Source organism: Bdellovibrio bacteriovorus, from assembly GCF_001592755.1.
Taxonomy (GTDB): domain Bacteria; phylum Bdellovibrionota; class Bdellovibrionia; order Bdellovibrionales; family Bdellovibrionaceae; genus Bdellovibrio; species Bdellovibrio bacteriovorus_E.
Window position 1 is genome coordinate 211,750 of sequence record NZ_LUKF01000019.1, and the last position, 17,771, is coordinate 229,520.

Consider the following 17,771-nt stretch of genomic DNA (forward strand, 5'->3'; position numbering starts at 1 on the left):
TCTATCCCTTTGTCGTCTTGACCGAAAGAGTGCCTGGTTGCCAGCTTTCTGACTTGAAAGCTTTAATGGAGTTTGGAACTCCGTTGTCATTGGGAAAGTAAACTCTTTGCAAATGTTTTTCGCGACCTAACTTGTAAGCAAGCTCACAAAGCTCGTCACGCGCCTGCAAAGAAGAATACTGAACGTGTTCTACCCATAATGACTGCGTTTGCCCGTCCAAAAATAAAAGCGGTTGCGCGATGAAATAACCCATGAGCTTGCCACTTTCCACATCACGAGCCAAAAAACTCCAGCCCAATGGAATATAGTGATTCAAAGCTTCCACTCGAAACTTCGAGCTCCACCCCGCCATCATGCGCTCCATCTCGTCGGGATAAGCTTCTGTCAGCTTTTTATTTTCGAGATCTAAAATATCCTGTAAATCATCCGCCTGAATCACACGGCAAAAAAGGCTCATGGCCTGAGGTCTCCTTGTCATTTCACTCTTCCTATTTCATACTAGAAGAATATGAAATACAAAGACTATTCGATCGAGATTTGGAACCGCATAAATACGACACTAGACCAAGTTTTGAAAGAGGATTCTGCACCCATCGCCGCATTCGATGCCGATGGAACACTGTGGGATATCGATCTAGGAGAAACTTTTTTCCACTATCAAATCGATAACAAACTTGTCGATCTTCCACCCCATGCCTGGAATCACTATGAATCCATGAAGGCCGAAGATCCTCAGAAGGCCTACCTTTGGCTAGCACAAATCTGTAAGGGCCAGAAACTGGAGCAAGTGCACGAGTGGGCGCGCCAAGCCGTGAAGGATCAAGCTCCCCTCCCTATTTTCTTAGAGCAAAAAAGGTTGATCGACTTATTTCTTTCCCGCGGCGTACAAATCTTCGTTGTGACTGCTTCAGTAAAGTGGGCAGTAGAACCAGGCGCCGAAATGTTGGGTCTAAAAAAAGAAAACGTCATTGGCGTTGAAACAACCATAGAAAATGGTTTGATCACGGAAACTCAAAAAGGCCTCATCACATACCGACAGGGCAAGGTTGATGCCCTTCTTCAACACACCGACGGCAAAAAACCTTTCTTCGCTTCAGGTAACACGATGGGAGACTTTCAGCTGCTTCAATCCGCAACTCACTTAGGCTTAGCAGTAAGTGCCGCTTCTCGCGACGACAAATTATTTAAAACGGAACACGAACTTCAACAGCATGCTGTAACTCATTCGTGGCTATCTCATCGTTTTATAGGCTAAAAAAAAAGCCTCTTGGTTCACAAGAGGCTTAGTGATTTAAATTGAAAAGCTAGGCTTATGCTTTTCCGACGACTTTTTCGATGTCGGTAATTTCTTTTGGAACCGACGAAGTCATGTTCTCTGAACCCGTTGAAGTCACACGAATATTATCTTCAATACGAATACCAATACCGCGGTACTTTTGAGGAGCCGAAGTATCTTCAGCAGGGATGTAAAGACCCGGTTCGATCGTGAAGCACATATTGGCTTCAATCGGACGAGGCTCTCCTTTTTTGAAGTAAAGGCCTGCATCATGCACGTCAAGACCCAACCAGTGACCGATTCCGTGCGGGTAATACTTCTTTTGAGCCAATGCTTGGATCAAATCCTCTTTGCGACCGGAAAGAAGTCCTAATTCCAACATAAGATCAGTCAACAATGACGTCCCCATCTCGTGAAGATCTTTGAACACGATTCCTGGTTTCACAAAATCGATGATTTGTTTTTGAACTTTCAAAACACCTTCATACACGCGAGCTTGCTCATCTGTGAACTTACCGTTTACGGGATAAGTTCTTGTGATGTCGCCCGTATAGAAATTGTATTCCGCACCGGAATCAATCAACAACAAGTCCCCGTCTTTGCAGACTTGGTCATTGAAGTTGTAGTGCAACGTCGTCGCTGCATTTCCAGAAGCCACGATGTGGTTATAACCTTCACGCGCAGAACCCTTCATAAAGTAATGATGCGCAAGCACACCTTGAACCTGACGTTCTGTTACACCTGGGCGAGTAAAGCGCATCGCCGCCAAGTGACCTTGAGCGCTAATTTCACAAGCCTCACGTAATTGAGTCAGTTCAAACTCACTTTTCACTAAGCGCATCTCGCCTAGTAATGTGTCCGCGTCATGGATCGATAACAAACCGTAACCGGTGCGGCCTTGCATTTGTTTTACCGTCTCTAGAACACTTTGCATTTGGTGATCTACTTCTGGGTTTTTGAAAAGACGGTAATAAACGCGGTCCACTTCCTTAAGAAGTTGCGGAGCCACTTTCGAAAATTCATCAATAGGATAAGCCTTGTCGATTTTGAATTCGCGCTCACAGCCTTCTGGACCGTAGCGGAAACCATCCCAAGTTTCACGTTCTGGATCACGACGACGAACGAACATCACCGTTTCTGGAACTAAACCCGGGCGCAAAATCATGATAGACTCAGGCTCTTCCCAACCTGTTAGGTAAAAAAGGTTTGAATCTTGGCGATATGGAAAATGCACATCGTGATTACGAATATGCTCAGGGTGAGAAGCCACGACCAAAGCTCCGCCTTGAATTTCTTGGCCGACCTTTTTTCTTCTTTCTGCAAAAACGTTCATATCAAAAGTGGGTTTTCTCATAACAATCTCCTAAAGTCCCCATTTGCGAGTCAGAGTTTTTAGTTGGCGGGCGGCTGAGTCAGCTCCCTTACTCATGATCTCGCGGCGCTTATCAAAATCCATAATACCATAATTGGTAGTGTCTAAGTAAACAACAGTATCTACACCCGCAAAAGGCTTATTATACAGACCTGCAATCTCATTCCATAGGACGTTGTCGGTTGCCGCAGCATCCAATGTATAAGTTTTTCCGCCCGGAGGCTGAAGCACGTTTACAAGAACGATATAGTTGGCACCTTTACTGCGAAGGTAATTTGCCAGAGCCGTCACATCGCGAACACCTGAAATATTCTGAGCTTGATACGGCTTGAAAAACGGCGGATAGGCCATGCAAAGGTACATGAGTTGATCCAAGGCGCCACGGTTCATCAGATAGACTTGATTCTTCTTCATGTTGTAAGAAGGGCAAGCAAAAGGAATGCGGAAATCTTCGGCCTTAGAACGGTTGAACGCTGTCCCGACAAAATCTTTTAAGATCGTCACATCGGCATTTTTATTTACCGAACCTAGCAAAGAAGTTTTGATAACGTCTTCGCCTTTGAGCTTAAACATCTGCCATTCAACATCGTTAGCTTGTTCTTTATTCGCAAACAACGCGGCCATCGGTGCCGCAAATTCAACACCACCAATCGCGTGAACCGGAACTTTTGCGCGCGTTAGTTCGTGAAGAAATCCAATGTGCGCATACGTTTTTGCACCACCAGCCCCTAAGATAATTCCAATCTTAGGCATCGTCGGAATAACTGGCGCTGGAGGTGGCGGTGGAGCTGGAACTTCGGCAACTTCCTCATCATCAGATTCAATGGGTGGCGGCTGTGGAGTCGGCTGCTGTGGAGTTTGACTTGGACGCGGTTGCGGCGGCTTACGCATGTCCTCGCGCGTACGGATGGACTGACAGCCCACAACAAAGATCAAAGAAGAAATGAAACCTACAGAGAATATCAATCGCATTGTTTCCCCTTTTTTATTTTAAATGATCCTAGCACCCAACTTTGTCAGATTCTATTTAAATGACGACAATAAATGAAGAACTCGCGGTTTCCGTCTTTACCTTCGATAGGTGACGGGAAATAATCCAGGACTTCTAAGGAACTTTGCGCGCACACTTCGCGAATTTTCTTTTCAACCTGAGCATAAAGACTTTCGTCTTTAACGATGCCACCCTTACCTAGGCCTTCAACACCCACTTCAAATTGGGGCTTCACGAGACTTAGAATCGATCCATTCGACTTTAGAAAGTACGAGAGTTCAGGAAGTATTAAGCTGATCGAGATAAAAGACACATCCATAACGATAAGATCAAACTTATCTTTAGGCACATACTGAAGAACGGTGTCCTCTTTGGAAAGATTGCGAGCGTTCACGCCCTCACAGACTTTCAGTTTTGGATTCTTTAAAAGACTGCTATGAACTTGACCATGTCCGACATCAACACCAAGAACAAACTGTGCACCTGCTTGCAGAAGGCAATCCGTAAAGCCTCCGGTCGAAATTCCAACGTCTAAAACATTTAAATTTTTGGCGGACACTTTGACGTGTTCTAAAGCTCCTTCAAGCTTCAAACCTCCGCGCGACACAAAACGATTCGCCGGGCCCGCTTCAACAATGATGGCGCTTTCGGTAGTAACAGACTGACTGGCTTTTTTTAAAATACGGCGCTGAGATCCTTCGCTTAGAAAGACCTGCCCCGCTTCAATCAACTCTTGTGCGTGAGTGCGCGACTGGGCCAATCCTTTTTCGACAAGATAGACATCCAGGCGCAACTTCTCAGACATAACTACACCTGGCGTTTTTGATTGAAACTAATTAGAAACTCTAGCATCGGGGCATCCGCCGACACTTTGTGCAGCTCTTGAAGAGCGGAAGAGCTGACCTCTTGAAGATAAGACTTAGTACCTTCAAGTCCCAAGATTCCTGTGAAGCTTCGGATGTCTTGATCTTTTTCTCCGTGATCTAAAACATCGTCGGCAACCTGGAAAGCCAAACCCAGTCCTTCACCGAATTTTTTAAGATGCTCAACATCGGAAGGACGAGCGCCAGCAATAACCGCCGCTCCTTCCACCGCAACGCGAATAAGAGCTCCCGTTTTTAATAAATGCAGATGAGCAATTTCATCCTTGGTCATTTTGCGTGTGCCCGGGCGAAGGTCAATTGCTTGCCCTCCAACCATGCCACGAATTCCCGCAGCTGAAGAAAGAAGGCGCACCAGTTGACCAACAAGAAACGTCGAATCGCTATATTTATCTGCAATCAAGTAAAAGGCTTCCGTTAAAAGCGCATCACCTGCAAGAAGGGCGAAGTCCTCACCATACACTTTGTGATTGGTAGGCTTGCCTCGGCGAATGTCGTCGTTATCCATGCACGGAAGATCATCGTGAATGAGTGAGTATGTGTGAACAAGTTCTACGGCTGTGGCGAAGGGAAGAACCTTTTCCGCAGGACAGCCAAAAAGTTCGCCGACAAGAACAGAAAGAACGGGACGAAAGCGTTTTCCGCCGTTCGTTGCCGAATACAACATGGATTTTCTTAACTCGGCGATGGCCGGTCCATTTGGAAGGTCCATAGATTCAATATAGTGATCCACATATTGATTTACGGACTGAACACGTGCGGCGATCTCTTGATCTAACTGAATTGCCAAATCCAAGACTAGTTTTCCTCTGAAGAGAAATCTGTAACAACCGGTTGTCCATCAGCTCCGACAGACATTAAAAGTTTTACTTTGCTTTCAGCCTCGTTCAAACGCTGATGGCATTCGCGAGAAAGCTTTACGCCTTCTTCAAAAAGCTTCAAAGAATCTTCTAGTGCAAGATCGCCTTTTTCCATCTTTTGAACGATTTCTTCTAGGCGGTTTAATTTTTTCTCGAAATCCATTTATTCACCTTTCACGCTATCAACGACAGCCGTCAACGAACCCTGTGCCAGGCGTACGTCGATCATATCGCCTTTTTTCACTTGGTTCGCAGATTTAATAACTTCATTATTTTTTGTAACAATCGAGTAGCCACGCTCCACGACTTTCAGCGGACTTAAGCTATCTAGAATACCCATCAGACGTGACATGCGAGCATGTTTTTTCTCAATGGAAAAGAGAAGTGCTTTTTCCGTACGCGCTTTAAGGTACTGAAGGTCTTTTCGTTTTTCATCGATCAGATCTTGTGGCGAGCCCAGCTTTTCTGTCAAAAGCTCGACACGGTGAGAACGCTCTTTCAATAAACGATTCATCGCAAATTCCAAGCGATTTAACAAATCGTCATTTCTTAATTCTAAATCTTGCAAACGGCGCTTAGGATCTACCAATCGTTTTGACAGTCCCAACATCTTTTCGCGTAAGTGCTTCATCTTCTTTTCAAAAGACATGTGAAGCATGCGTTCCAATGATTTGACTTTATTCACAAGCTCGCCCGAACTTTTTGCGACAAGTTCAGCCGCAGCTGACGGCGTTGGCGCACGTAAATCAGCTACAAAGTCGGCAATGGTAAAATCGATCTCGTGCCCTACAGCAGAGATAATTGGAATAGAGCTTGAAGCTATAAGGCGCGCTAAGGTTTCGTCGTTGAAGCACCACATATCTTCAATAGAACCGCCACCGCGACCTACGATCACGACATCAACACCAGGAAGCTTCAACGCCTTTTTTAGTGCTTCACAAATTTGCGGGGCCGCCCCTTCGCCTTGTACCACAGTCGGTACAACAGTGACTTGAATGGACTTCGCACGGCGAGAGAGGACGTTTAAAATATCACGGATAGCGGCACCCGTTGGAGATGTTACAACGGCGATGTGACGTGGAAACGTCGGAATCGCTTTCTTGCGTGAACTTTCAAAAAGCCCCTCGGCCTTAAGTTTCGCCTTCAATTGCTCAAACGCTTTTTGTAAAGCGCCGGCACCCACAGGCTCCATCATTTCACACATCAGCTGATAGTTGCCACGAGGTTCGTACACCGTGATACGGCCACGAACGATCACTTCCATTCCATCTGTCGGTTTAAATTTTAATCGTGAGTTGTGACCACGAAACATCACAGCGGTAATCTGCGACTTTGGATCTTTCAGACTGAAATAGAAATGCCCCGAAGAGTGAGCCTTGAAGTTCGAGATCTCGCCCTTCACCCACACCATGCCCACTTGGCCTTCCAGCAACTGCTTGATGTAGACATTCAGTTGTTCAATAGAAAGAATCGAAGGCTCGCTGGATTTCGTTAATATATCAGCCGCGCCGAGAGTGGCTTGAGCTGAGACATCCGTTTTGCGAAGAGGTTGATTTGGAGCATCTGACATGGAAGCAGAAGTTAGTCTCCCCTGCTTCTTGAGTCAATACATTGAGAGTCAACTTACAGAGATGAATACCACACGTTTTGTGCGGACCATAGACCGCCGACGAAGAAACACACCCACCCAAGAGATTTATGACGAGCAAGATTTTGATACATCTCGCCCATGCGCTCTTGGCCAACCCGCGCCAGATAAGGGTTTTCCAGCACAAAGACCATTAACAGTCCATAGAAAAAAACGAAGAACGGAAAAATAAAATCGAGCTTTTCTGGTGTCATAAGCAATTTATCGGAGCTTTGCCACAAAGTAAGAGTCCGGTTTAATTGACGGGACGAACTTCCATGATAGAATGTTTTTAAGGGTTCGACGGCGTAAAGCTCATCGAAAATAAACCTTACAAGCATAATCACGGGGACTGTCCCTGACAATGGTGTGCAAGCTCAACTCGTATTGAGAAGCCTAAAGTTGTTACCATGGTCGCCCACCTTAGCTATAGAGGTTTAGTTTTCAGAGTGGCCATCGAGCCTTTTTTTTATTTCTTCCAAGCGTTTCTTCTTGAGACAGTCCTGCAAAAAACTTCGTCAATTTGCGACAAATTTAAAAGAAAATTCCATCTAAACCCGCGTTCAGTCATGCCTTTTTAAGGCCGATAAGTTCCTTATGAAATCAAGGATTTTAGCGGCTGCTATTTGCATCCTCTCGTTATCTATTACTGCATGCGGTGGCGGCGGCTTTTCGCCGAATGACTATGCCTCTAGACCGGCCTCGGCGGAGCCTGATTACTATGGAAGTCCCAAGGATATTAGTGACCCCGTGGTAGTTACGATTCCAGCGAAATTTCTTTATCGAGCGCTGACTTTTGCTATTCCTGAGGACATCAACAACCGCAACGGACTTGGTGCCGTCGTTTCGGCTGCGAATGCATTCCCAATCCCGTTTGCTGAATTCCACGTGTATGACTCTGGCGGAAACCGTGTTCAACAAGGCGAAACAAATACGAACGGTTTAGCGATTTTTGAGATGCCTAAAACAACAGGCACATACACTCTGAAAGTATTCTCTCGGGCTTACAACGATTACCTCAAGGTCAGTATCTTAGAGGATATTTACGCGAACACACCGTACTCTATCTCTAAGACATTTACTATTGGAAGCTCCAACGTAACTTCAGGAACACTGGATCTGACTTCGTCACCGGTATATGCAGAAGCTAATGAAGCCATCTCTTCAAAAATTGAAGGCGGGGCTTTCAACATCATGTACGACATTTTGTTAGCTAACGAATACATTCGTCGCAACATCAACAAGAATGGTACTGTGGCGGGACAACCAGAAACCAACACTAACAAGTGGTGGGTGGCTGAAAAAGTGACCGTCTATTGGAAAGCCGGTTTTAATCCTTATTCTTACTTCAACTCTTCAAGTCCACTTTCTTTCTATTCTCCGGGCGAAAGAAAGCTCTATATTCTTGGCGGAGTGAATGGAGACGTGAAGGGATCAGATACCGATCACTTTGACGACTCCGTGATTCTTCATGAATACGGTCATTTCTTAGAAGACGTTTATGGAAACTCTGAATCTCCGGGCGGATCGCACAACGGTAACTTTATCATTGACGCGCGTCTAGCTTGGAGTGAAGGATGGGCAAACTTCCTACAGGGCGCAATTCTCACCGGAGCGGAGGCCTATTCAGAAGCCAGACAGCAATCCCCCCCTGTCACGCCTGTTGAGAACCGACTCCCAGCCTCGAAGAAGTTTAATTACTATGTGGACACCTACGGATATAAGGGCGGTTGTTCGACCTGTATTGGTATTTCGTTCAATCTCGCGGCCGTTGGAACAGACAGTTCACAACCAGATAACGTAGATGATGATCTTCCAGGCACAGGAACCTTCCGTGAAGTTTCAATCGCTCGTACTCTTTATAAATCTACTCGCAGCACCTCATCAAATTACGACGCTTCAAAGCCCGGTGGCGGGATAACATTTGCAAATATCTGGAAAGTTTTTTCAGGCGAAGATACGGTCGGCCACAATCGTGCGAACCCTTTAAGCTTAAGTCTTGCAAATACGGCCAAATATCCAGTTCCAAATGCGGGGTTATTTAACTGGCTCTTAGATCAAAGTAATTTCGATACAACTCAATGGAATGACATTTTGAATGAAGAAAAGCAGAATAAAACCACTCATGATTATGCTTACTTCTTGTCTTCGGGCACTTGCAGTGGCGTGACGTTCAACGGTGGTACCACTGAGGTTAAGATGGGCACTTCGGATTCTGTCCGTCGTTCTAACCAGCAAAAAAACAATGACTTCTATTTGTATAAGCACGACGGCGGATCTGCGACTCTTACAATTGATATCTCTACGTCGGGTAGCTATCCGCCAGATCTGGATCTGATTCTTTATTACGGATCTTACGTCTACTTCGAAGATGATTATTGGTATGCAAATTACAAAAGTCCTTACATTGCAAAACAAAGTAGAACGGTAGCGTCTAGTTCAGAAACAATTTCTTTAAGTGGCCTTCCAGCGGGTTACTACATGCTCAACGTAAAAATCAATGCGTACGAAAAACCTAACTGGCAGATGGTTGGCATGTCGACTTACACAATTAGAAAAGGATCCCAGCAGCTATGCGGTACAGAACAGCCTTAACTTTATTCGTAGCTCTTATTTTTGGAATCACAGGCTGGGCCTATGTTTCCAATAAGGATAAAAAACGCGAACCTGCTTCGGTGAAAAGCAAGTTCTGGATGCCAGTTCCCGTGGGGAAACATCTTGCTCTTCTAAAAGTAGAAGTGGCTCCGACTGAAATTCCTGAATCAGGAAACTCTGATGTAAACCTCGTAGGACGGATTTTAGTGAATCAAGAAATGACTAGCGATCTTTCGTATGTCTGGGCCCTTCCTGAAGATGTGCAAGTGGTTGAAGGTCAGCTGAGCGACAGCCTTGCTAACGTTAAAATGGGTCAGATCGTCGAAGTAAGACTGACAGTTAGCGGCTTTAATAAAGAAAAGCAGCGCATGATTTCCTTGCAAGCATCGGGTGCTCGCGGAGAAGAAAAGATGGGAAGCTCTGCCGTTGTAGTCAGCCGCCCTGAAGATACGTGGGAATCTGTGGCTTCGGAAATGAAAAAGGCCGCTGATGAACAACTCGGTCCCGAGTCTAAACCAGTCGGCCGATAAGAAAATTAAACCGGAATCACTTCGATTTCGGAATTGAATTGATCACGAAGAATTCCTTCGATCGCCATCAAAGTTCCTGATGTAGCACTTGGGCAAGTTCCGCAAGCCCCTTGATAAAACACGTAAAGCTTATTGTCTTCGTATTTCACCACATCCAAGTCACCGCCATCGCCTTGCAAACCAGGACGAACCGTTTCATCCAAAATTTCTTCAATGCGCTGAACTTCCGGAGGAAGACTTGCACGACGCAATTTCTTTTCATCCATTTGCGTCTGATTAGGATTGTGCACGGGCATGCGCGTTTGGATCACAGCGCATACATTCTTTTGAATTTCTTCGGGATCCGCATCGAAGTTGTGCGTGATCGTGATCACATTCTGAAAGAAGTGAACCTGACGAACACCTTCGACTTGAAATAAGGCGGAAGCCAGCAAGCTTTGATCAGCTTCTTTGGCATCAGCGTAAGTGGCTTTGCCTTCATTCAATACAGGGCGATCCAATACAAATTTCCAAGCATTGGGATTTGGAGTCGCTTGAATACGGATGAGTACATCTTGGCTGCTCATAACAACATCTCCCGGGCTTTCGCCACGGCTTTTACTAAAGCGTCTATATCTTGACGATTATTATACACGGAAAAAGAAGCGCGCACTGTCCCAGGCACACCCAGTCTAGTCATTAAAGGCTGAGTGCAATGGTGACCCGCGCGAACGGCAACACCTTCCTGATCTAGGATTTGTCCTACGTCAGAATGGTGAGCTCCTTTAATATTAAAGGAAAGAATAGGACCTTTGTTTTCAGAAGTTCCGAAGATTTTCACATCTGGAATCGCTGACAACTTTTCAGTCGCATACTTTAAAAGATCCATTTCATAGCTGTGGATTTTATCTAGTCCAATGCGGTTGACGAAATCAATCGCCGCATGCAATCCGACCGCGCCTTCAATATGTGGCGTTCCGGCTTCAAAACGGAAAGGCACATCGTTGTAAGTCGTCTTTTCAACAGTGACTTTAGCAATCATACTGCCGCCACCCTGATACGGAGACATTCCATCTAGAATTTCTTTTTTTCCGTAAACTACACCCATACCGAAAGGTCCGAAAACCTTATGAGCCGAAAATACAAAGAAATCACAATCGATGTCCTGCACATCCACTTTGGCCTGAGAAACAACTTGGGCACCATCAATAAGAACTTTTGCGCCCACTTCATGAGCAAGCTTCGTCAAAAGTTTCATATCATTGTTCGTGCCTAAAACATTCGAGCAGCCCGTGAAAGCCACCATTTTTGTTTTAGAAGAAAGTTTCTTTTTGAAATCTTCAATATTCAGTTCGCCATTATCTAAAATGTCTGCCGCCAGCACTTTCGCGCCGACTTTTTCGGCGACCATTTGCCAAGGAACGATATTCCCGTGATGTTCCATCACCGTAATTAGGATTTCGTCGCCGGCTTTTAGATTCATCATCGCCCACGAGTGAGCAACAAGGTTCACACCCTCAGTGGTGCCGCGAACAAAAACGATCTCTTCCGACATACGCGCGTTTAAGAATTGAGCCACGCTATTACGAGCCGACTCAAAGGCTTGAGTGGCAACATCACCTAAGTAATGCGCACCACGATGCACGTTGGAAGTTTCAAATGAATAAAAATGAGTAATACGATCAATCACCGACTTCGGCTTCAACGTTGTTGCGCCGCTATCCAAATAAATCAAATTCTTCCCATGCACCTTTTGTGTCAGTGCGGGGAATTCATTTCTTACTGAGGTGAAGATCTGTTCTAGTTGACTCATTTCCTATCCAATTACATGAAGACGCGTGAACGCTTCATCCAAATGACGAGTCAGCCATTTTTGAATGCTGTCGTCAGAAATTTTATAAATAACTTCAGAAAGAAAACCGTAGCTTAGCATCGGAATGGCTTTTGACTTGGGAATCGCACGTGATTGTAAATAGAAAAGCTCTTCGCGATTCAATTGACCCACCGTCGAACCGTGCGCTGCCTTTACGTCATCAGCATAAACTTCTAAACCAGGCTTGCTATCCGCTTCAGCCTTAGAGCTTAAAAGCAAATTATTATTCAGCTGAGCTGAATCCGCTTTCTGCGCGCCTTTTTGGATTAGAACTTTACCGCTAAATACAGAGCGGGATTCTCCATCCAAGATGCCTTTATAAAGCTGATTCGTGTGACATTCACCAACCTGATGGTTGATCAAAGATGTGTTATCGACGTGTTGTTTGCCGCTGACGGCGTAAACACCCAAGATCTCTGTTGAAGAGCCTTGGCCCGTTAAAGTCACATCTAAAGAGTGACGAGACAACATCGCACCCGTCGCAAAAGCCAAGCTTTCCACATTCGCGTTCTTTTCAACTGTAAGACGAGTGCGACCGATATTCACCGCCGACTCCCCTTCACCTTGAACACGCACGTAAACGACCTTCGCACTTTCACCTACGTGAAGATCCATTACAGAGTTCACGAAATAAGAAGTGGCTGGCCCGTAGTAGCTTTCTAAAATCTTAACAGAGGAACGCGCGCCGATGTTTACTGAAATACGCGGATTCACCATCAAAGGGCTGCCACCTTCCGTAGAAGTGAAAAACACGAAATTCACAGGTTTTTCCACAGAGGTTTCTTTCGCGAGCGAAAGAACAAACGGCTTCGAAAGATAAGCGCCGTTCAGAGCATCAAAAGTATCATCGAATTGAGTCGGATACTCTGAAAGCTCGCGCAAAGAAAAGCCCATCGGCAATTCTTCAGATAAAGTTTTATTCAAGACACCGTTAAAGAAAACGATGTTGATAAATTCTGGATTCAAATACTTTTTGATCGTCACCACGGTGTCGTGGCTAGGTTCAAAAGGATTTACGGCACTTGGAGTGTATTCCGTCTCTCCCAGAACTTTTACGCTAGTATAATGCCACTCTTCATCTTTGCGGGTCGGAAGACCCTTGCGAGAAGCATAGTCAAACCCTGCCTGACGGAAAGAAGCCAAAGCTCCTTCTGCCGGTTGTGTTTGACTGAATTTTTCATAGGTTGAAAGCAAATTCATTTCTTCACCTCGACGGCTGACTTACGTCAACCAGTCATACCCTTTGTCTTCAAGTTTCAAGGCCAAAGAGCTGTCGCCAGTTTCAACGATCTTTCCACCCAACAAAACGTGAACGTAGTCAGGCTTGATATAATCAAGAAGTCTTTGGTAGTGAGTGACCATAACGATCGCGTTGTCTTTACGACGAAGCTTGTTCACACCTTCAGAAACAATGCGAAGAGCATCGATATCAAGACCTGAATCTGTCTCGTCAAGAAGAGCTAAGCGCGGAGATAAAACCGCCATTTGCAGAATTTCATTCTTCTTTTTTTCACCGCCAGAAAAACCTGTGTTCACCGGACGATCCAAGTACTCTGGCTTCATGCCGACAAGTTTTAATTTCTGAACGAGGAATTCACGGAACTCCCCTTCAGGCATGGGTTCAGAACCTTGGTGTTGCAAGATCGAGTTAAAAGACGTGTGCAAGAATGTGAAGTTAGATACGCCCGGAACTTCGATAGGATACTGGAACGCCAAGAAAATGCCTTCTTTCGCTCTTTCATCCGGCTCAAGCTCTAAAAGATTTTTCATTTGGAAGTTCACTTCGTATTTTACTTCGCCACCAGTCACTTCGTAAGCAGGATGACCCGCAAGAACTTTAGACAAAGTCGATTTACCAGAACCGTTGGGTCCCATGATCGCATGGACTTCACCTGGCTTGATTGTCAGGTTCAAACCTTTAAGAATTTCTTTTTCTTCAACACGTGCATGGAGGTTTTTAATTTCTAACATAACTCTTACCTTTACGTCGCGGGATTAACCCACGCTGTTTTCCAATTTCATTTCAATCAACTTCACGGCTTCTACGGCAAATTCTAGAGGTAATTCTTTAAAGACCTCTTTACAGAAACCGTTAACGAGCATCGAAATTGTTTTTTCCATGTCCAAACCACGAGATTGCAAATAGAAGATCTGATCTTCACTGATACGTGAAGTCGTCGCTTCGTGCTCAATCATGGCAGACTTATTTTTCACTTCAATATATGGATAAGTACTAGCACTGCACTTATCACCCACAAGCATCGAATCACACTGAGAATAATTTCGTGCGTTTTCTGCTGAAGGCATGATTTTTACTTGGCCACGGTAAGCATTTGAAGACTTATCCGTTGAAATACCTTTTGAGATGATTGTGCTCTTTGTGTTCTTACCGATGTGGATCATCTTCGTGCCGGTATCGGCCTGCATCAGATCATGAGTCAAAGCCACAGAATAGAAAGCGCCTTCAGAATAATCGCCTTGTAAAATACAAGAAGGATATTTCCAAGTGATCGCAGAGCCTGACTCTACTTGTGTCCAAGAAATTTTTGAACGCTTGCCGGCCGCTTTTCCACGCTTCGTTACGAAGTTGTAGATACCACCGCGACCTTCTTTATCACCCGTGTACCAGTTTTGAACTGTCGAGTACTTGATCTCTGCATCATCCAAAGCTACCAATTCAACAACAGCGGCATGTAATTGATTTTCGTCACGTTGAGGCGCTGTACAGCCCTCAAGATAATTCACGTAACCACCTTCATCACAAACCAACAGAGTTCTTTCAAACTGACCTGTGTCCTTCGCATTGATACGGAAGTAAGTGGAAAGATCAATCGGACAACGAACACCTTTAGGGATGTAGCAGAAAGAACCATCTGTAAAGACAGCGGCATTCAAAGCCGCATAGTAGTTGTCAGTGTAAGGAACAACCGAACCCAGATATTTTTTAACAAGTTCTGGATGCTTTTGCACAGCTTCAGAAATAGAGCAGAAAATAACTCCCGCTTTCTCCAAAACTTCTGTGTGTGTCGTGCCGACAGAGACGGAGTCAAAAACCACGTCAACGGCAATACCAGAAATACGTTTCTGTTCAGATAAAGGGATGCCTAGCTTTTCAAATGTCTTGATCAGCTCGGGATCTAAATCATCCAAAGATTTTGGTTTATCAGCTTCCGCCTGTTTTTTGGGAGCGGAATAGTAACGAATATCCTGGAAATCAATCTTCGGATAAGAAACATGCGCCCATGTTGGCTCTACCATTGTTAGCCAATGACGATAAGCCTTCAGACGATATTCTAACATCCATTCAGGTTCATTTTTCTTTTGCGAGATCAAACGAATGATGTCTTCGTTCAAACCTTTTTGAACGTCGTCGGTTTCGATATCTGTCGTAAAACCGTATTTGTATTCGTAAGACTCAAGAGGGTTGTTGGAGGATTTATTGTCCATGAGCCTCAGCCTCCGCTGACTTTTTGCCAGCCAATGATGATTTATCCACAAGCAGCTCTTTCAAACTCAGGCTTCGATAGAATTCCGTGAGACGATGATTAAGTTGAGTGATGGGTGAAACAATGTTGCAAGTTCCTTGAATTTCACAAGGAGCCTCTTTATGAAGGCACTTCACCAAAGCCGTTGGGCCTTCGATGATTTCCACAAGATCGTGGATAGAAACTTTAGAAAGATCCTTCGTGATTTGGTAACCACCGTTAGCACCATATTCGGCGCGAAGAATTCCTTTTTGTGCCATTTGTTGCATAACTCGAGCTGTCGCATCAAAAGGCGTATTAAAAGAATCGGAAACTTCTTTCGCGGACGTCAATTCGCCAGGAATCTTTTTACTCATGTGCTTTAAAGCCATGAGGGCGTATTCGAGTTTGCGGTTGATCTTGTTCATGATTCGTTCTCTGCTCTTTTTGAGCTGCTTTCAGTGGGCATCTAAATGTGCGTCCACAGTAGGGCTATGACCCCGTTTCTAAACGAAAGTGAAATGAAAAACAAGGGTAAATACGCCTAATTTTAACGTATTTAAGACTGTGACAGAAAAGAATCACAGAGTTTTGGAAAAATTTGCTGATTTCAATGCCTTAGGGTGCTATACGAAGGTCCTATGAGAATCTTTTTCATTACCATTTGCAGCCTTGCCGTCGTCGGTATTCTTATTTTGTCCGCCCGTATTTGGGGCCTGGGCCAACACTACAAAGCTTACGAGCACGCTTTCTTTTCGGGCCCGGCACCCTTGATTATCGTAAAAGCGGACACTCTAGAAAAAGCCCAAGAGGCGATCAAGACCAAGTCCGACGTCGTTCTTTGGTTGGATGTGCGCTTTTCTCGCGAAAAGACGCCTTTTATTTTGCCCGCTTCTCGAGATGTTGAATTCCTAGATGTGAAACGCAAGCTGCAAGAGGAAAATCCCTCTACGCCCATCATGATTGGTGGAAAGCTGAATGAATATCCATGGGAACAAATCAACGAGTTTTATAAAAACACTCCCGCGCTGAAGGAATACTACGAACAGTTTCCGCAAACTCGCTTCATCCTCAATGTCGTTGATAACGTGGCTGATGCGCACACAACGCTTGTGACCACGATCCAAGATTCAAAACCCAACGAGCGCACTCTTATTCAAAGCGATGCTTTGATCATTATGAAGACGATCAAAGAGATCAAGCCAGAGTGGGTGTATGGAACAAGCACTCCAGATCTTATGCGCATGCTGACATTTGATTCGATGTGGATTCTGCCATCGACGCAATTTGCTGGAGATGTTTTCATCGCACCATTTACATTGATGAAACGCCCCGCATTCAACGACAACATCATTGAAGAAATGCGTCGACGCAAAAAAAGAATTTTCTTGGGTCCTATTCAAAGTGAATCTCAATTTGCTGAAGCGAGTCGCTACAAAGCAGATGGTTTGATCACGGACAATTTATCACAATTACTTCATCTTCTCGGCCAAGGTCCTGCTCAATAGGTTGAACTCAGGACCATTTGGACATATCTTTTTACCTTAGGGATCGATGCGTCCCATATCGGAGGTCAAGATATGTCCGCTTTATTTGTTAACGTGGCTCAGGCCGCACCCTCTGTGTCAGTGAACACAAGCTCCATGGATGCAATTTTTCAAGCAAGCCCTGTCGTTCAATTGACCCTGTTAATCCTTATTCTTCTTTCGGTTTTCTGTTGGGCCATTGGTTTCACAAAATACCAAACGTTTAAAAAGATGAATAACTCGGACGAACTTTTCTTAAGCAAATTCTGGAAAGTGAATTCCCTTGATACACTTTATGAAGATATCGACCAATATAATGATTCTTCAATCGCGCGTGTGTTTAAGGCGGCGTATCTTGAAATGAAAAAGATTTCTGAATCTCCTCTTTTGGCAAAAACAGAAGGTGATAAACCGATTCTTTCTGGCATCGACAATCTTCAACGTGTCCTTAATAAAGCTTCTGAAAACGAAATTTCCAAATTGGAATCTCGTTTAACTGTTTTAGCGACGACGGGAAGTACAGGCCCTTTCATCGGTCTTTTCGGAACGGTATGGGGGATCATGGGCTCTTTCCATAAAATCGGTCAAACCGGAACAGCCAGCCTTGCGGTTGTAGCGCCGGGTATCTCGGAAGCATTGATTGCGACAGCGATCGGTCTTGCGGCGGCAATTCCAGCCGTTGTTTTGTATAACAATTTTATCTCTCGCATTCGCAAACAAGAAATCGCTCTGAACAACTTCAACGCGGACTTCTTGAACATTGTTAAACGCAACTTCTTCCAAGGAAACTAATCGTG

19 protein-coding genes and 1 other RNA gene are annotated in these 17,771 nt (G+C 44.8%); 6 read left to right on the forward strand and 14 right to left on the reverse strand.

Features of this window, described 5'->3' with window-relative positions:
* Position 1 precedes the first annotated feature (1 nt).
* Positions 2-457, reverse strand: coding sequence for a hypothetical protein (locus AZI85_RS15685; RefSeq protein WP_063206026.1), 456 nt, complete (start codon positions 455-457; stop codon positions 2-4).
* A gap of 51 nt (positions 458-508) precedes the next feature.
* On the opposite strand from AZI85_RS15685, the gene AZI85_RS15690 reads away from it, so the two are divergent.
* A complete protein-coding gene (locus AZI85_RS15690) occupies positions 509-1,255 on the forward strand; it encodes an HAD family hydrolase (RefSeq protein ID WP_063244943.1) in 747 nt (248 codons plus the stop codon).
* A 55-nt stretch (positions 1,256-1,310) separates the two neighbouring features.
* On the opposite strand, the gene AZI85_RS15695 is transcribed toward AZI85_RS15690, so the two are convergent.
* From AZI85_RS15695 to AZI85_RS17700, 7 genes are read right to left on the reverse strand one after another with little or no spacing between them, the layout of a single operon-like run.
* A complete protein-coding gene (locus AZI85_RS15695) occupies positions 1,311-2,630 on the reverse strand; it encodes an aminopeptidase P family protein (protein ID WP_063244944.1) in 1,320 nt (439 codons plus the stop codon).
* A gap of 9 nt (positions 2,631-2,639) precedes the next feature.
* Complete coding sequence (locus tag AZI85_RS15700) at positions 2,640-3,620, reverse strand: patatin-like phospholipase family protein (RefSeq protein WP_063244945.1); 981 nt, start codon at positions 3,618-3,620, stop codon at positions 2,640-2,642.
* A gap of 44 nt (positions 3,621-3,664) precedes the next feature.
* Positions 3,665-4,444, reverse strand: coding sequence for a TlyA family RNA methyltransferase (locus AZI85_RS15705; RefSeq protein ID WP_063244946.1), 780 nt, complete (start codon positions 4,442-4,444; stop codon positions 3,665-3,667).
* A 2-nt stretch (positions 4,445-4,446) separates the two neighbouring features.
* Positions 4,447-5,316, reverse strand: a complete 870-nt coding sequence (locus tag AZI85_RS15710; RefSeq protein WP_063244947.1) for a polyprenyl synthetase family protein — start codon at positions 5,314-5,316, stop codon at positions 4,447-4,449.
* Between the two features lie 2 nt (positions 5,317-5,318).
* On the reverse strand, positions 5,319-5,543 hold the full coding sequence (locus AZI85_RS15715) for an exodeoxyribonuclease VII small subunit (RefSeq protein ID WP_063206020.1): 225 nt from the start codon (positions 5,541-5,543) through the stop codon (positions 5,319-5,321).
* Positions 5,544-6,950: an exodeoxyribonuclease VII large subunit gene (xseA, locus tag AZI85_RS15720; protein ID WP_063206019.1), complete on the reverse strand. Its 1,407-nt coding sequence runs from the start codon at positions 6,948-6,950 to the stop codon at positions 5,544-5,546.
* Between the two features lie 53 nt (positions 6,951-7,003).
* A complete protein-coding gene (locus tag AZI85_RS17700) occupies positions 7,004-7,162 on the reverse strand; it encodes a hypothetical protein (RefSeq protein ID WP_172795346.1) in 159 nt (52 codons plus the stop codon).
* A 137-nt stretch (positions 7,163-7,299) separates the two neighbouring features.
* Here AZI85_RS17700 and ssrS point away from each other — a divergent pair.
* From ssrS to AZI85_RS15735, 3 genes are all read left to right on the forward strand, one after another.
* Positions 7,300-7,476: non-coding RNA, 6S RNA (gene ssrS, locus AZI85_RS15725), on the forward strand.
* 128 nt (positions 7,477-7,604) lie between these two features.
* Positions 7,605-9,602: a hypothetical protein gene (locus AZI85_RS15730; RefSeq protein ID WP_063244948.1), complete on the forward strand. Its 1,998-nt coding sequence runs from the start codon at positions 7,605-7,607 to the stop codon at positions 9,600-9,602.
* Positions 9,581-10,132 (forward strand): hypothetical protein, encoded by a 552-nt coding sequence (locus AZI85_RS15735; protein ID WP_063206017.1) that lies wholly within the window; start codon positions 9,581-9,583, stop codon positions 10,130-10,132. The genes AZI85_RS15730 and AZI85_RS15735 overlap by 22 nt, the downstream gene beginning before the upstream one ends.
* Positions 10,133-10,137: 5 nt before the next feature.
* Here the strand turns inward: AZI85_RS15735 and AZI85_RS15740 are convergent, their stop codons facing one another.
* The 6 genes from AZI85_RS15740 to AZI85_RS15765 are packed head-to-tail and all read right to left on the reverse strand — an operon-like array spanning position 10,138 to position 15,876.
* Positions 10,138-10,698: a NifU family protein gene (locus AZI85_RS15740; protein ID WP_063206016.1), complete on the reverse strand. Its 561-nt coding sequence runs from the start codon at positions 10,696-10,698 to the stop codon at positions 10,138-10,140.
* Positions 10,695-11,924 carry an aminotransferase class V-fold PLP-dependent enzyme gene (locus tag AZI85_RS15745; protein ID WP_063244949.1) on the reverse strand — a complete coding sequence of 410 codons (1,230 nt, stop codon included), beginning with the start codon at positions 11,922-11,924 and terminating at the stop codon, positions 10,695-10,697. The genes AZI85_RS15740 and AZI85_RS15745 overlap by 4 nt, the downstream gene beginning before the upstream one ends.
* Before the next feature lie 3 nt (positions 11,925-11,927).
* The gene (sufD, locus tag AZI85_RS15750; protein WP_063244950.1) at positions 11,928-13,184 is read right to left on the reverse strand and encodes a Fe-S cluster assembly protein SufD; all 1,257 of its coding nucleotides are present in this window, start codon (positions 13,182-13,184) and stop codon (positions 11,928-11,930) included.
* A gap of 21 nt (positions 13,185-13,205) precedes the next feature.
* Entirely contained in the window at positions 13,206-13,955 is a 750-nt protein-coding gene (gene sufC, locus AZI85_RS15755) for a Fe-S cluster assembly ATPase SufC (protein ID WP_041872487.1), read from the reverse strand.
* Between the two features lie 24 nt (positions 13,956-13,979).
* A complete protein-coding gene (sufB, locus tag AZI85_RS15760; RefSeq protein WP_063244951.1) occupies positions 13,980-15,431 on the reverse strand; it encodes a Fe-S cluster assembly protein SufB in 1,452 nt (483 codons plus the stop codon).
* A complete protein-coding gene (locus tag AZI85_RS15765; RefSeq protein ID WP_063206012.1) occupies positions 15,421-15,876 on the reverse strand; it encodes an RrF2 family transcriptional regulator in 456 nt (151 codons plus the stop codon). The genes sufB and AZI85_RS15765 overlap by 11 nt, the downstream gene beginning before the upstream one ends.
* Positions 15,877-16,089: 213 nt before the next feature.
* Between AZI85_RS15765 and AZI85_RS15770 the strand changes: the two genes are divergently transcribed.
* Both AZI85_RS15770 and tolQ read left to right on the forward strand, forming a co-directional pair.
* Positions 16,090-16,956, forward strand: a complete 867-nt coding sequence (locus AZI85_RS15770) for a hypothetical protein (RefSeq protein ID WP_253721031.1) — start codon at positions 16,090-16,092, stop codon at positions 16,954-16,956.
* Positions 16,957-17,028: 72 nt separating this feature from the next.
* On the forward strand, positions 17,029-17,766 hold the full coding sequence (gene tolQ / locus AZI85_RS15775; RefSeq protein ID WP_063244953.1) for a protein TolQ: 738 nt from the start codon (positions 17,029-17,031) through the stop codon (positions 17,764-17,766).
* The last annotated feature ends 5 nt before the right edge of the window (positions 17,767-17,771 follow it).